This window comes from Aureimonas fodinaquatilis, assembly GCF_008369445.1.
GTDB lineage: Bacteria > Pseudomonadota > Alphaproteobacteria > Rhizobiales > Rhizobiaceae > Aureimonas > Aureimonas fodinaquatilis.
Map to the genome: position 1 here is coordinate 14355 of NZ_VTWH01000001.1, position 14161 is coordinate 28515.

Genomic DNA, 14161 nt, shown 5'->3' on the forward strand with positions numbered 1-14161 from the left:
CGAGGAGATCAAGCATGAGAGAATTTGTCCGCAAGCTGGAGGCTCGTGGTGACCTTCTGGTCGTCGACCGGGAGGTTGATCCAGCGCATGAACTGGCCGCCGTTACTGCTCTTGCGCAAAAAAAGTGGCAGAAGCCGGTGATGTTCACCAATGTGAAGGGCACCAGATTTCCGGTCGTCACCAATATTTACAGCACGCGCGAGCGGTTGGGTGAGGTGATTGGCATTGATACGGCAGATTTCTGCCGTCAATGGAGCAGGCTTTCGACGCTGGGTGCGGCCGATATGAAGGAGCCTCTCGTGATGGCAGGTCCGTCCGACCTTCCGGAATATGAAGAGGTGAAGCTGTCGGATCTGCCGCTGATCACTTATTCCGACCGCGACGGCGGCGCCTATTTCACTTCGGCCATGTTCATCGCCAAAGACCCCGAGACGGGTGTGGGCAATCTTTCCTATCACCGCTCAATGTACATCAATGATGGCGAACTGCGCTGCCGCCTGGCACCGCGCCATCATCTGACAATCTACCATGAGAAAGCCGAGAAGATGGGCAAGCCCCTTGAGGCGGCCATGCTGATCGGAACGCCCGCACATGCCTTCCTGACCGCCGCTGCGCCACTGCCATACGATGTGGACGAGTTGGAAGTTGCCGCCCGGCTGCGTGGCAGGCCAATTGCCATGCGCAAATGCAACCACATTGCTCTTGAGGTGCCGGCCGAGACGGAAGTGGTTATCGAAGGCCGGTTTCTTCCCAATGTCCGCCTGCCCGAAGGTCCATTTGGCGAATTCATGGGCTATTACGTGCCCGTCGGGCCGAACGCTGTTTTCGAGGTGCTGGGCGTCACCGTACGCAAGGACGCGATGTTCCATTCGATCCTGTGCGGCTCGCCAGAAGAGGTGCTGACGCTGGAGTCGTCGGTTTCGGCCAATATTTTCCAGCGGTTGTCGGCGGCTCTGCCCGGAATTGTCAACGTCACCTGTCAGCCATTTGTCAACCATGCGATTGTGCAGATTGAACCGCAGTTTGAAGGCCATGCTCGACAGGTCATGCTGGCCACGATCGGTGCAGAGCCAATCTGGGCCAAGCAGATTACGGTCGTGGATACCGACGTGAACATTTACGAGATGGACGACGTTCAATGGGCAATCCTGACGCGCTGTCGTCCGGACAAGGACATGATGATCATTCCCGAAACGCCGTCTTTCTACCGCGATGAGCAGAAGGATCATTGGGGTCGTTTGCTTGTAGACGCCACCAAACCATGGGGGCGCGAGGCAGAATTCGAGCGCAAGCGATTGCGGTTGGGCGACAAGGTTCGCGCTGATGACTGGTTCCCGGGTCGCTGATATGGACTTGCGTCGTATCATCATCGGCATTTCGGGTGCGTCGGGTGCGGCATATGGAATTGCCGCGCTGAAGCTTGCGCGGGCAGCCGGAGTGGAAACACATCTGGTGGTCTCGCGCTCGGCACTGCTGACGCTCAAACAGGAACTCGGCCTTCAGAAAGCCGACCTGGAGGGGCAGGCGGATGTCATCCATCCTGTCGCCGATATTGGTGCCAGTATCGCGTCCGGCTCGTTCCGCACGAGCGGCATGCTGGTGGCGCCCTGTTCGGTCAAGACAATGTCTGAAATTGCAACCGGCGTTACCTCCTCGCTGATGAGCAGGGCCGCAGATGTGGTTTTGAAAGAGCGGCGACGCCTGGTCCTGATGGTGCGCGAAACGCCCCTGCATCTGGGCCATCTGGAAACGATGAGCCGGCTGACGCAGATGGGAGCGATTATCATGCCGCCGGTGCCAGCGTTTTACGCCAAGCCGCAGAGCCTTGAGGAAGTGGTTACCCATTCCGCAGCCCGGGCGCTTGACCTCTTCGACATCGACACTGGAATGGTGAAACGATGGACTGGTTTGAGCGATGCGATGGGTGGCAACACTGGCTGAAGCCGGGATACTGCCGTCACATTTTAACAGAAATGTCCAACGCCTTTTGCTCAACACAGGATCATTCAGGTACTGTGCTCAAGTGATCATGTACCATTGCTTCACAGCGCTTTCAGGCACCGTGCCACGCCGTCCTGCCAGCGCGGCAAGGCGTGACCAAAGGCCAGACGGAATTTTGCCGTTTCCAGCCGGGAATTGGCGGGCCGCACGGCCGGGGTAGGGTAGTCTGCGGTGGTGATTGGCTCAACATCGGCATAAGAGCCGCCTGTCTCGCGGGAGCGGGCGAAAATCTCAGAGGCAAAGCCGGCCCAGTTGGTTTCGCCTTCTGCCACCATGTGAAACACACCAACCTGCGCACCCGGCGCATACAGCATCTGCCGGGCAACTGCCAGAATGCCCAGCGCGATATCCGGCGCATAGGTCGGCGTGCCGCGCTGGTCTGCCACCACACGCAGTACATCGCGGGTTTCAGCCAATCGCAACATGGTTTTCAGAAAATTATTGCCGTAAGGGCCGTAAACCCACGCTGTGCGAAGAATGACATGCTGCGGGTTGGCGTCTGCCACCGCTTCTTCACCCGCCAGTTTGGATCGGCCATAAGCACCCTGAGGCCCGGTGGCATCGGCCTCGACATAGGGCGTGGCCTTGTCACCGGCAAAAACGTAATCGGTCGAAATGTGAATGACCGGCAGGTCAGCGGCCGCGCTGGCTGCGGCCACATTGCCGGCTCCCGTGGCGTTGACGGCAAAGGCTTCCGCTTCTTCGCTTTCTGCCTTGTCCACCGCCGTGTAGGCAGCGGCATTGACCACGATGTCCGGTCGCACATCCGCAATGGCGCGGTCGATTGAGGAGCGGTCTGTTATATCCAGTACGGGGCGTCCTTGCACCACAACTTCAACATCAGGCCCAGCCAGATCCGCCATCGCCTGGGCCACTTGTCCTGCACTGCCCGTTACCAGAATACGCACCATATTCATCCTTTCGCCGCGCCAAGCCGTTCGCCGGAATAGCGTTTGTCGCGAATGGGCTGCCACCACCCGGAATTGTCCAGATACCAGCGAATGGTTTTCTCCAACCCGGTTTCAAAGGTTTCCTGCGCTTTCCAGCCCAGTTCGCTCTCTATGCGGCTTGCATCGATGGCATAGCGCAGATCATGTCCCGGACGGTCGGTCACGAAATTGATAAGGCTGCGGCGCGCCTGACCCGATGGCAGCGGTGTCAGCCGATCCAGCGTATCGCAAATTGTCTCCACCACAGTCAGGTTCGACCGTTCATTGCGCCCGCCAATATTGTAGGAGCGACCTGGCTCTCCGCGTGTTGCAACCAGTTCCAGCGCGCGGGCATGGTCTTCCACATACAGCCAGTCGCGCACATTTTCACCCTTGCCGTAAACCGGCAAAGCTTTGCCTTCCAGTCCGTTGAGAATGATCAGCGGAATCAGCTTTTCCGGAAAATGGTAGGGGCCGTAATTGTTGGAGCAATTGGAAAGCACAACCGGCAGGTGGTAGGTGTGGTGCCAGGCCATGACGAGGTGATCAGAGGCAGCTTTGGATGCCGAATAGGGCGAGGATGGCGCATAAGGCGTTTCCTCGGTGAACAGGCCGCCCTCCAGTGGCAGATCGCCATAAACCTCGTCGGTTGAAATATGATGGAAACGGAAACCGTCCTTACGGCTTGCGGGCAGGGTTGCCCAATAGCCGCGTGCCGCTTCCAGAAGCTGGTACGTACCGACAATATTCGTGTCGATAAAATCGCCCGGCCCGTCAATTGACCGGTCAACATGGCTTTCGGCAGCAAGATGCATGATGGCGTCGGGCTGGATTTCTTCCAGAAGCGAGGCAATGAAATTGCGGTCGAGAATATCGCCTCTGACAAAGCGGTAGCGATTGTTGCCGTCCAGCATATCCACTGAGCCAAGCGTTGCCGCATAGGTCAGCTTGTCCAGATTGACGACTTCATGATCTGTGTTCTGAATCAGATGGCGGCATACAGCCGAGCCAATAAAGCCCGCACCACCCGTAACAATGATTTTCATTATGCCAGGCTTTCAAAGTTGAACGGCGAGGTGATTTCAGCCAATCGTGGCGCATTGGTGTCTTTGGCAGACAGAACGGGTGTTCTGCCATTCAACGGCCAGTCCACGCCGATATCCGCATCGTCAAACCGGATCGAGCGGTCATGTTCTCCGCTGTAAGGAGCCGAAACCTTGTACAAAACCTCGGTGTCAGGTTCCAGCGTTACAAAACCGTGCGCAAAACCAATCGGCACCAGAATCTGGTTGAAGTCCGCAGCGGACAATTCAAGCGAAACCCACTGTCCGAAAGTCGGTGAGCCATTGCGAATATCCACGGCAACATCCAGAATTCTGCCTCGCAGCACACGGACAAGCTTGTCTTGCGCAAAAGGCGGGTCCTGATAATGAAGGCCACGCAGCGTGCCAACTTCTGCTGAATATGACTGGTTGTCCTGCATCCAGTCGATAGTGATACCCTGTTGGATAAAGCGGTCCCGCTGGAAGGTTTCAGAGAAAAATCCTCTGTCATCGCCAAAGCGCCTTGTCCGGATTTCCAGTACATCAGCAATGGCTAACTTTTTAACCTCTAGCATGAACTCTCCTTACCGCCGTGTTGAAGCAAGTCTTATCAGCAGGGATATCGCCAGCCATGCAAAAAAACCAGCCCGAACCCGTGCCCTCTTTACGATGGGTCATAGTCGTGCTTTGAACCCGAGGTGAGATGTAACTCATTCAACAGGTGTAAGGATTGGGCATGAAGGGCATTATTCTGGCTGGCGGCAGTGGCACGCGTCTGCACCCGATCACCCTGACATCATCGAAGCAGTTGCTGCCGGTGTATGACAAGCCGATGATCTATTATCCGCTCTCCACCCTTATGGTGGCGGGCATCAAGGATGTTCTGATCATTTCGACTCCGCACGATCTGCCGCGCTTTCAGGCGCTGCTGGGCAATGGTGAAAAATGGGGTATGAAAATTTCCTACGCCGAACAGCCCAGCCCGGATGGTCTTGCGCAAGCCTATCTGATCGGCGAGGAGTTCGTGAACGGCGAACCTTCCGCGCTTATTCTGGGCGACAATCTGTTCTACGGCCACGGGCTGCCGAAAATCATTGCCGCGGCCGCAACGCGTCCGCAGGGCGCATCTGTTTTCGCCTATCACGTCAACGACCCCAAACGTTACGGCGTGGTGGATTTTGATGCCAGCGGCAAGGCGCAATCCATCGAAGAAAAGCCGGTTGAGCCGAAATCCAACTGGGCGGTCACCGGCCTGTATATTTACGATGGTCGAGCTTCGGAAATTGCCCGGACATTGAAGCCGTCACCACGCGGCGAGCTGGAAATCACCGATCTGAACAATGTGTACCTTTCGGAAGGTCTGCTGCATGTCGAGGTGATGGGCCGGGGCTTTGCCTGGCTGGACACCGGCACGCCGGACAGCCTGCTTGAGGCAGCGGAATTTGTGCGCACGCTGGAACACCGGCAAGGTGTCAAAATCGCCTGCCCGGAAGAAATTGCCTTCAGCATGGGCTTTATCGACGCAGACCAGCTCCGGCAGCTTGGGCTGGAGCTGGGCAAAAGCCTGTATGGCCAGTATCTGCAGCAGTTGGCGCGGCACGGCAGCAGGCCGTAATTTTTGTCAGGCAGTTTTCTGCCAGACCACGCGGTTGATGTAGTCGATGTAGCTCAGCACAATTCCAACGACTTTGCGTGAAACCGGCCCGCCTTCATAATCCCCGACCGGGCGGGCCGGGGGCACTTCAACTGCCATGACAAAGCGCACAGCATCCAGAACCCTGTCGCGCTTCAAACCGCACATGACAAGCGTGCCTTCATCCATGCCTTCCGGCCGCTCATGCGCCTGACGAATGGTCACTGCGCGCATGCCGAGCAAAGAGGCTTCTTCAGTGATTGTGCCGCTGTCGGACACCACGCACATCGCGCTTTGCTGAAGCTTGATATAGTCCAGAAAGCCGAATGGCTGCATGAACTTTATCAGCGGGTTCATATCGGCCAGATTCAATGCATCCAGCCGCTTGCGGGTGCGCGGATGGGTGGAAACCACAATGGGCACACCATAGGCTTCGGCCAGTCCATTCAACGAATCGAGCAAATCCGCCAGCCGCTCCGGTGAATCGACATTCTCTTCACGATGAGCGGAGACGATGAAGTATTTGCCGGTCTGCAGACCAAGCTGCTCAGGGGCGTTCGAGGCCGCAATGTCAGAGGCGAAATGCTCCAGCACCTCTTCCATGTGCGAGCCGACTTTGATGACGCGCTCTGGTGGCAGCCCTTCGGCCAGAAGATAGCGCCGGGCATGCTCGGTCAGCACCATATTGATATCGGACAGGTGGTCGATGACCTTGCGGTTCAATTCTTCCGGAACGCGCTGGTCGAAGCAGCGATTGCCCGCTTCCATATGAAACACCGGAATTTTCTGTCGCTTGGCTGCAATCACTGCCAGACCGGAATTTGTGTCGCCATATATCAGCACTGCTTCCGGCTTTTCCTGTGTCAGCAGCGCTTCAATTTTGACCAGAATGTCGGCCACGGTTTGCATGGCCGTTTCGCCAGCCGCGCCCAGATAATGGTCTGGCTCGCGAATTTGCAGATCGCGAAAAAACACCGCATTCAATTGCGGGTCGTAGTTCTGGCCCGTGTGCACAAGGCAGTGTTCAGTCTGGCTGTCCAGAAGCGAAATAACGCGGCACATTTTGATCAATTCCGGCCGTGTGCCGACAATCGACATGACGCGGCGTCGCGCGGATGTGGAAGATGCTGTGGTCATGGGTGCCATTCCGAATTAGAGCATTGTCTTGCCGTTGGAGCGGGTTGGCTTCTACGGCAAGACAATGCGACAAAACAAGAAGTCAGGCCGTTGCTGGCAATCGTGAGATCGCCGGAAGCGCACTAATGCAAGCCGAGTTCCGCGCGAACATAGGGTAGTGTCAAAAGCAGTGATTTGACGCCCTCCACATCCAGTTGCTCGGTGTTGTCTGACGTATAGTCGCTCACGCTAGCCATTTCCGGCTGCCCTTCACTGAAATACTGGGCGTAGTTCAGGTCGCGGTTGTCGGCAGGCACGCGGTAATAGGCGCCCAGATCATTTGCGCGCACAATTTCCTCGCGGGAGACGAGTGATTCATACCGCTTTTCACCGTGCCGCGTGCCAATGATGTGGATTGGTGATTTGCTTTCAAACAATTCACAAACCGCGCGCGCGAGATCACCAATGGTCGAGGCAGGCGCCTTCTGCACGAAAAGATCCCCCTGCCGTCCGTTTTTATAGGCAAACAGCACCAGATCAACGGAATCTTCCAACGACATCAGAAAGCGCGTCATCTTCGGATCGGTGATGGTGATGGGCAAACCGGCTTTGACCTGTGAAACGAACAGCGGAATGACTGAGCCGCGAGAGGCCATGACGTTGCCATATCGCGTTGCGCACATGACGGTTCCGCCGTCGGGCACGGTGCGGGACTTGGCCACCGTCAGCTTTTCCATAATGGCCTTGCTCATGCCCATTGTGTTCACGGGGTATACGGCTTTGTCGGTGGAAAGCACGATAACGCGGCCAACTCCGGCCTGGACTGCGGTGTTAAGAACATTTTCTGCGCCCAGAATGTTCGTCCGCACCGCTTCCATCGGGTAAAACTCGCAGGATGGAACCTGCTTCAGTGCGGCGGCGTGAAACACCAGATCAGCGCCAACCATGGCCGCAGAAAGCGACGAAGCCTCACGCACATCACCGATATAGAATTTCAGCCGGTCGTCCCGCAGTTCGATCCGCATGTCTTCCTGCTTTTTCTCATCACGGCTGAAGACCCGCAATTCGCGAAAATCATGCTTGAGAAACCGGCGCAGGACGGCATTGCCAAAAGAGCCTGTGCCGCCGGTTATCAAAGCCACTTTTCCGGAAAGCTCAGCCGGATCAAAAGGCAAAACAGTCTCTGGCTGATTCATTGCAAACCTGTACTAGCTGAGTTGAGTGTTGTGAAAACGGTGCATGTCGGCAACCAGCTCCGGCCAGCTTGCCGGTGCGTAGCCAGTTTGTGAATTGAAGCGGGAAGCATCCAGAGAGCGGTCGATGCGCACGCTGTCATCTGCCCTCAAGGTGACGTTCTTGCCGTAGGTTGCAGCAACAAGCTGCAACAGGCTGAATTTATCAATCGGTGCCGAGGCGACATGCCAAAGACCCCGCATATCCGGCCGCGGAGCCACGATATCGCGCACAATACGGGCAAGCTCATTGGTTGGCAGCCCGGAATATATGGCTTTGGTATAACCGTTCACGACTGGACCGGCTTGCCCCAGAAACCAGTCTATCAACGAAACCGATTTGCCAACTTCATGCCCGATGATGGAGGTGCGCAGTGTGATGGCGTTGGGATAATCCACCTCGCCCATGAATTTGGACAATCCGTACACATCGCGGGCGGTTGCCGTATCCGTTTCCTTGTACAGGGAACCGGTGCCATCAAACACGCAGTCGGTGGAAACCTGCACAAGCCGCGCTCCTGCCAGCGCACACAAATGCGCCAACCTGTGCGGAAACAGCGAGTTGATTTCGAGGCAGGTGGTCGGGTCGTTGCCCAGTTCCAACTGTTTGATGACGCCGACGCAGTTCAGCACAAGATCGGGGCGCTCTTTCGCCAGAAGGCGCACGAGAAAATCGGTGTCGCCAACGTGAAACCCTTCCACCACCCGCAAACCGGGCAGGTGCCCGGCGGGGTTGCCTTTGCGGGCGACTCCCACCGTTTCCCAACCCGGAGATGCTGCAAACAAGCGACATGCCGAATTGCCCAGCATGCCGAAAGCGCCAAGGATCAGAATTTTGCGCACAGGTTCCCCAGTCCTGATTTGGACAGTCAAAGACGCATAAGCTTTAGGTTGTCATTTGTCGATTGTCTGTTGGTCATACGGCATGAATGGCCGAGATGACCAGTTTTGCGGGCACAATTGCTATATGGCAGCCTTGGTCAACGCCTGTGTCAGATCCGCCAGAATGTCATCTGGATGTTCAAGGCCTATGGAAAGGCGCACATAGCCCTCTGATACGCCAGTGGCGATCTGCTCGTCCGCGGAAAGCTGTGAATGCGTTGTTGATGCGGGGTGAATGGCCAGGCTGCGCGCATCGCCAATATTGGCAACGTGGTAAAACAGCTCGAGTGAATCAATGAAGCGTCGCCCGGCCTCTCTGCCGCCCTTCAGTTCAAATCCGACCAGCCCACCATAACCGCCTGTCATATAGCGGTTGGCGCGCTCTGCATCTACACCGCTTTGCAATGAGGGATAGATGGTGGATGTAACCTGTGAGTGATTTTTCAGAAACTGCGCAACTGTCTGCGCATTGCTGCAATGACGAGCAATGCGCAGAGACAATGTTTCCAGCCCCTGCAAAATCTGGAAGGCGTTGAACGGCGAAATGGCAGCCCCCAGATCACGCAGCAGCACGGTGCGCGCCCGCAGGATATAGGCCACAGGTCCCAGCGGCTTGGCTGCCTCGCTCCAGACTGCGCCGTGATAGCTTGGATCTGGCGTGTTCAGCAGCGGTTGACGGGCGGCATGCCCGCCCCAGTCAAAATTGCCGCCATCAACAATTGCGCCACCAATCGACGTGCCATGCCCGCCAATATACTTGGTTGTGGAATAGACCACGATGGCCGCGCCATGTTCCAGCGGCCGCACCAGCATAGGTGCTGCTGTGTTGTCCATAATCAGCGGAATGCCAAGCGGCCGACCCAGTGCAGCAACCTCGGCTATTGGAAACACCACCAGCCGCGGGTTCGGCAAGGTTTCGCCATACCAGGCGCGGGTGCGTTCATCGCTGGCGCGCACAAAGGCTTGCGGATCGGCGGGGTCGACAAACCGCACCTCTATTCCCTGATCACGCAATGTGTTGGCAAACAGGTTCCACGTGCCGCCATACAGATTGGTAGAAGACACGATGTTGTCGCCGGCTCTGGCCAGATTCTGAACCGAATAAGCGGACGCTGCCTGCCCTGATGCCACGGCCAGTGCCGCAACACCCCCTTCGATGGCGGCGAGGCGCTGTTCCAGAATATCCATGGTTGGATTGCCGATGCGGGTGTAAATATTGCCCAGTTCTTTCAGTGCAAAAAGATTGGCCGCATGCTCGGAGTTCTGAAACTGGTAGGAGGTGGTCTGGTAAATGGGCGGCGCAACCGCACCAGTCGCCGGGTCTGCCCGCCAGCCCGCATGGAGTGCCAAAGTTTCCGGATGCAGTTTGCGACTGGTCATTTTGAGCCTTCTCCCATTTGATTATTACCAAGGGTTGTGGCCTCTTGCCTTGATTCTTACAACCTGAAATTACTCGTGCGCCAGATGCGCGCCATGGGGCAGCAAGGATACCACTTGCTCCAGCCAGCTATCCTTCAAACCCATGCGAGTGATTTCGTGATAAACGGAAACAACATAGTCAACATTGGGGCCGGACTGGCCATGCGAACGGGCCACCAGCGAGGCAGCCTCGTCCGGCGCAAGCCGGCCGGCATATTGGCTGTGCCCCCGGTCGGCTATGTAGGTCAGTGCATGCACTGTGCGGCCGTCATGCAGACGAACAGCCTGAACGGTTTCCCGATAAACATTGGTGACCAGTTCACGCCCGCGCAGATAGGCAATCGTTGCTTCACTGTTCTCAGGCTGTACCCGAAAAGCCATTCCGACGCACGAGCCGCCTTTATCCAGCCCAAAGACCAGGCCGGGTTTCTCCGGCGTGCCGCGATGCACACAACTGCGAATGCACAAGGATCGATGATAACCGGAAAGTCGTGCCTGAAATTGCTCCTGGAATTCAAATCCGGGGTGCCAAATCAGTGAGCCATAGCCAAAAACCCATAAATCGGTCATTTCCGCACGCGAAGTTTGCCGTTAAACACTGCCGGAATGAACACCGACTGCTGGAACCTTTATCGTTCTCCAGACCGTTTCAGGCGATCTTATGTTCGCCCTACGCGGTCTGACCCCTTATTCTGTCGACCTGTTTTGCCGTTGAAAGGCAACCGTTTCAACGGAAATGCCTGAAAAAACGACAAACCGCTCTGATTTTTTGTTCTGCCGCAATTTTGGACGCAAAAGGAAGAAATTCATGAACGCCTCTAGCACCAGAAGGCTGACCCCTGCAATGAAGGCGATGATCGGCGTGGTCATTGTTGCCCTGTTGCTGGCCGCAGGATTGACCGCGGGCTGGTTTTATCTCGCCGGGGAAATTGACCGGCGGGTAGCCGGGGCTATCGATCGGGCTGCCGGTGGCGGCGCAACAATCGAGTGTGAAGGCCGTCAGGTGTTTGGCTATCCGTTTCGTATCGGGCTGGGCTGTGATGCCGTCATGGTTGCTTCTCCCGCCAGCGGCATACGGGTTTCTGCCGGAGCATTTCGCACGGCTGCGCAGATTTACGACACCAATCTGGTTATTTCAGAACTGACCGGTCCGGTGCAGGTTGACGCGCCCAACGTACCGCCTCTGGAGTTGAGCTATTCGCTGGCCCAATCCTCCACGCATTTTTCCGGTAGCCGGCTTCAGCGCTTTTCGTTGGCAATCGACAATCCGTCCCTGGCGCTTCGCCAGCCCGCGGGGGAGCCTTCGGCGCCCCTGGCCCAATCTGCCCGGTTGGAAGTGCATGCGCGCCAGAATGGCCAGGACCTTGATCTGGCGGTGTCCGACAAGGCCGTCACCATGTCTGCGCCGGGGCTTCCTGCTTTGCCGCCATTTGATCTGGCAACGGATGCCAGCATTACCGGCGGCGCAGAATGGATTACCGGCGTGCTGCCGGGCGGGCGGCTGGAAACTGCCTTGCGCGGGCGGTCCGGTGTCTTGCGCCAGTTGCAACTGACATTGCAGGGTGGCGGCGCAGCAGAAATCAGCGGGCCATTCCAGTTTTCGCCCGAGGGGCTGTTAACCGGCCGTTTCAGCATTGCGGTTGAAAACCCGCAGGCCATTGCAGACCTTGTGACCAGCATTGCCCCCGCAGCCGCTGGCGTCGCCAATGCGGTTGCCGGCGGAATCGGCTTTGCCGGCCGGCAGGTGGATGGCCGTTCGGTCATTGACATTGACGTGCAGAATGGCCGCGCCCGGTTGGGCTTCATACCGCTGGGCGATATTCCACCCTTGTAAGCTACTGCTGGCCCGGCAAGTCCTTGTGCTGGCGCAAGCGGCCAAAATTGGCATCCGCCGTGTCTTGTCCTGCCGCGACAATTGACCGGCGGATCGCCCGGGTGCGGGTAAACAGGTCAAACAGCGCATCGCCATCGCCCCAGCGGATAGCCCGCTGCAAAGATGCCAGATCTTCGGAAAAGCGTGTCAGCATTTCCAGAACCGCTTCGCGGTTGGTTAGAAAAATGTCGCGCCACATGGTTGGGTCTGATGCCGCAATTCGCGTGAAATCGCGGAAACCGGAGGCGGAAAACTTGATCACTTCCGACTGTGTCACGGTTTCCAGATCGGCTGCCGTTCCCACGATATTATAGGCGATCAGATGCGGGACATGGCTGACAATGGCCAGCACCAGATCATGATGGTCTGGTGACATGACCTCCACCATGGCTCCCATGGCTTCCCACAGGTTCTGAAGCCGGGCCACCGCTGCCTTGTCGCAATTCTCCAGCGGGGTCAAAATGGTCCAGCGGTTTTCAAACAGCTCGAGAAAGCCTGCCTCTGGCCCGGATTGTTCTGTACCCGCGATTGGATGGCCGGGAACGAAATGCACATTGGCGGGAAGGTGCGGCAGCATGGCCGAAACAACGGCCCCTTTAACCGAGCCCACATCGGTGATGATTGCGCCGGGCGCCAGAGCCGGGGCAATCAGCGCGGTCAACGCAGCACAGGCACCCACCGGCACACACAGAACAACCAGGTCGGCGCCTGCCACCGCTTCGGCAAAATCCTCATGGTAGCTGTCGCCCAGATCCAGGCTTTGCGCCCGATCCAGCGTGTCCTTGCGCCGGGTGGCAATGGCAATATGACCAGCCAGCTTGCGCTCACGAAGATTGATGGCGATGGACGAGCCGATGAGCCCGATACCGATAAGCGCCACGCGTTGAAAAAGCACAGATGTCATTGGCTCATAAACTCTTGCAATGCCGCTATGACACCCTCATTGGCTTCTTGTGAGCCAATGGTCATACGCATGGCATTTGGAAAACCATAGGCGGTAACCCGCCGCAGAATAAAACCGCGCGCGCTCAGATAGGCATCGGCCTTTTCGGCTGTTTTGCTGCCGGTTTCCGGAAAGTGGATCAGCACAAAATTGGTCACGCTGGGGCTGACCTTCAGCCCCATCTGCGTGAAAGCCGTTGTCAGCCGCGCCAGCCACGCAGAATTGTGCTCGATCGATTTTTCAACATGGCTTGAATCGGCCATAGCGGCTGCGGCTGCGGCAATGGCCAGCGTGTTCAGGTTGAACGGGCTGCGGATCCGCTCCACTGCGTCAACAATATTGGCGGGCGCATACATCCAGCCAACGCGCAGTGAGGCCAGGCCGTGAATCTTCGAAAAGGTACGCGTCATCACCACATTGCTGGTGGTCGCCACTAGCTCCAGCCCGGCTTCATAGTCATTGCGTCGCACATATTCGGCATAGGCCGCATCGAGAACCAGAATGACATTGCCCGGCAACCCGGCATGCAACCGGCGTATGGCGTCAAACGGAATATAGGTGCCGGTCGGATTGCCAGGATTTGTAACATAGACAATACGCGTGCGCTCGGTCACCCGATCCAGAATGGCGTCCACATCGACATGCGCGTCCAGTTCCGGCGCCATGACCGCCTTTGCGCCAGTTGCCTGAATGGCAGTCTTGTGCAGCAGGAAACCGTGCTCGGTGAAAATGCCTTCGGTGCCCTCGTGCAGATAGGTCTGGGCAAGCAGCGTCAACAGCTCGTCAGAGCCGTTGCCGCAGACAATATTGGCCCTGTTCAACCCGAAGCGGTCGGCAATGGCGGTTTTCAGCGCGGTTGCCTGCCCATCAGGATAGATTTCCAGATGTTGAGCTGCGGCCGCAATTGCCTGATGCACATGGGGGGATGGCCCAAGCGAGGTTTCGTTTGAGGAAAGCTTATGCAGCTTCACCCCGGCAGGGGCGTTGCTTTTACCCGGAACATAAGCTGCAATATCCAGAATTCCCGGCTTGGGGGCCGGCTGCCGGGTAGGGGTGGCCATCTCGTTATTCCTCAAGCGTTTCAAACTGC

14 protein-coding genes are annotated in these 14161 nt (G+C 57.2%); 4 read left to right on the forward strand and 10 right to left on the reverse strand.

The features are described from left to right. The first annotated feature begins 14 nt into the window (after positions 1-14). Together FPY71_RS00085 and FPY71_RS00090 are read left to right on the forward strand one after the other, a co-directional pair. The gene (locus FPY71_RS00085; RefSeq protein ID WP_149296429.1) at positions 15-1346 is read left to right on the forward strand and encodes a UbiD family decarboxylase; all 1332 of its coding nucleotides are present in this window, start codon (positions 15-17) and stop codon (positions 1344-1346) included. Between the two features lies 1 nt (position 1347). Next, complete coding sequence (locus FPY71_RS00090) at positions 1348-1941, forward strand: UbiX family flavin prenyltransferase (RefSeq protein WP_149298536.1); 594 nt, start codon at positions 1348-1350, stop codon at positions 1939-1941. 101 nt (positions 1942-2042) lie between these two features. Here FPY71_RS00090 and rfbD read toward each other — a convergent pair whose 3' ends face one another. Genes rfbD through rfbC form a run of 3 tightly spaced genes read right to left on the reverse strand, consistent with a single transcriptional unit; the run spans position 2043 to position 4548 of the window. After that, entirely contained in the window at positions 2043-2909 is an 867-nt protein-coding gene (gene rfbD / locus FPY71_RS00095; RefSeq protein ID WP_149298538.1) for a dTDP-4-dehydrorhamnose reductase, read from the reverse strand. Between the two features lie 5 nt (positions 2910-2914). Further along, positions 2915-3976 carry a dTDP-glucose 4,6-dehydratase gene (rfbB, locus tag FPY71_RS00100; RefSeq protein WP_149296431.1) on the reverse strand — a complete coding sequence of 354 codons (1062 nt, stop codon included), beginning with the start codon at positions 3974-3976 and terminating at the stop codon, positions 2915-2917. After that, entirely contained in the window at positions 3976-4548 is a 573-nt protein-coding gene (rfbC, locus tag FPY71_RS00105) for a dTDP-4-dehydrorhamnose 3,5-epimerase (protein ID WP_149296433.1), read from the reverse strand. The genes rfbB and rfbC overlap by 1 nt, the downstream gene beginning before the upstream one ends. A 161-nt stretch (positions 4549-4709) precedes the next feature. On the opposite strand from rfbC, the gene rfbA reads away from it, so the two are divergent. Then, positions 4710-5588: a glucose-1-phosphate thymidylyltransferase RfbA gene (gene rfbA / locus FPY71_RS00110; RefSeq protein WP_149296435.1), complete on the forward strand. Its 879-nt coding sequence runs from the start codon at positions 4710-4712 to the stop codon at positions 5586-5588. A gap of 6 nt (positions 5589-5594) precedes the next feature. On the opposite strand, the gene wecB is transcribed toward rfbA, so the two are convergent. The 5 genes from wecB to FPY71_RS00135 form a co-directional block, all read right to left on the reverse strand. Then, entirely contained in the window at positions 5595-6743 is a 1149-nt protein-coding gene (gene wecB / locus FPY71_RS00115; protein ID WP_149296437.1) for a non-hydrolyzing UDP-N-acetylglucosamine 2-epimerase, read from the reverse strand. Between the two features lie 122 nt (positions 6744-6865). Then, the gene (locus FPY71_RS00120; protein WP_149296439.1) at positions 6866-7918 is read right to left on the reverse strand and encodes a polysaccharide biosynthesis protein; all 1053 of its coding nucleotides are present in this window, start codon (positions 7916-7918) and stop codon (positions 6866-6868) included. Between the two features lie 12 nt (positions 7919-7930). Then, entirely contained in the window at positions 7931-8797 is an 867-nt protein-coding gene (locus tag FPY71_RS00125; protein WP_246160067.1) for a dTDP-4-dehydrorhamnose reductase family protein, read from the reverse strand. A gap of 120 nt (positions 8798-8917) precedes the next feature. Next, the gene (locus tag FPY71_RS00130; protein ID WP_149296441.1) at positions 8918-10216 is read right to left on the reverse strand and encodes an O-acetylhomoserine aminocarboxypropyltransferase/cysteine synthase family protein; all 1299 of its coding nucleotides are present in this window, start codon (positions 10214-10216) and stop codon (positions 8918-8920) included. A 69-nt stretch (positions 10217-10285) separates the two neighbouring features. Then, the gene (locus tag FPY71_RS00135) at positions 10286-10825 is read right to left on the reverse strand and encodes a gamma-glutamylcyclotransferase (RefSeq protein ID WP_149296443.1); all 540 of its coding nucleotides are present in this window, start codon (positions 10823-10825) and stop codon (positions 10286-10288) included. 238 nt (positions 10826-11063) lie between these two features. On the opposite strand from FPY71_RS00135, the gene FPY71_RS00140 reads away from it, so the two are divergent. Then, positions 11064-12089: a DUF2125 domain-containing protein gene (locus FPY71_RS00140; RefSeq protein ID WP_188052154.1), complete on the forward strand. Its 1026-nt coding sequence runs from the start codon at positions 11064-11066 to the stop codon at positions 12087-12089. A 1-nt stretch (position 12090) separates the two neighbouring features. On the opposite strand, the gene FPY71_RS00145 is transcribed toward FPY71_RS00140, so the two are convergent. After that, the gene (locus FPY71_RS00145; protein ID WP_149296447.1) at positions 12091-13032 is read right to left on the reverse strand and encodes a prephenate/arogenate dehydrogenase family protein; all 942 of its coding nucleotides are present in this window, start codon (positions 13030-13032) and stop codon (positions 12091-12093) included. Next, positions 13029-14132, reverse strand: coding sequence for a histidinol-phosphate transaminase (hisC, locus tag FPY71_RS00150; protein ID WP_149296449.1), 1104 nt, complete (start codon positions 14130-14132; stop codon positions 13029-13031). Before hisC ends, FPY71_RS00145 begins: the two co-directional genes overlap by 4 nt. Positions 14133-14161: the final 29 nt, after the last annotated feature.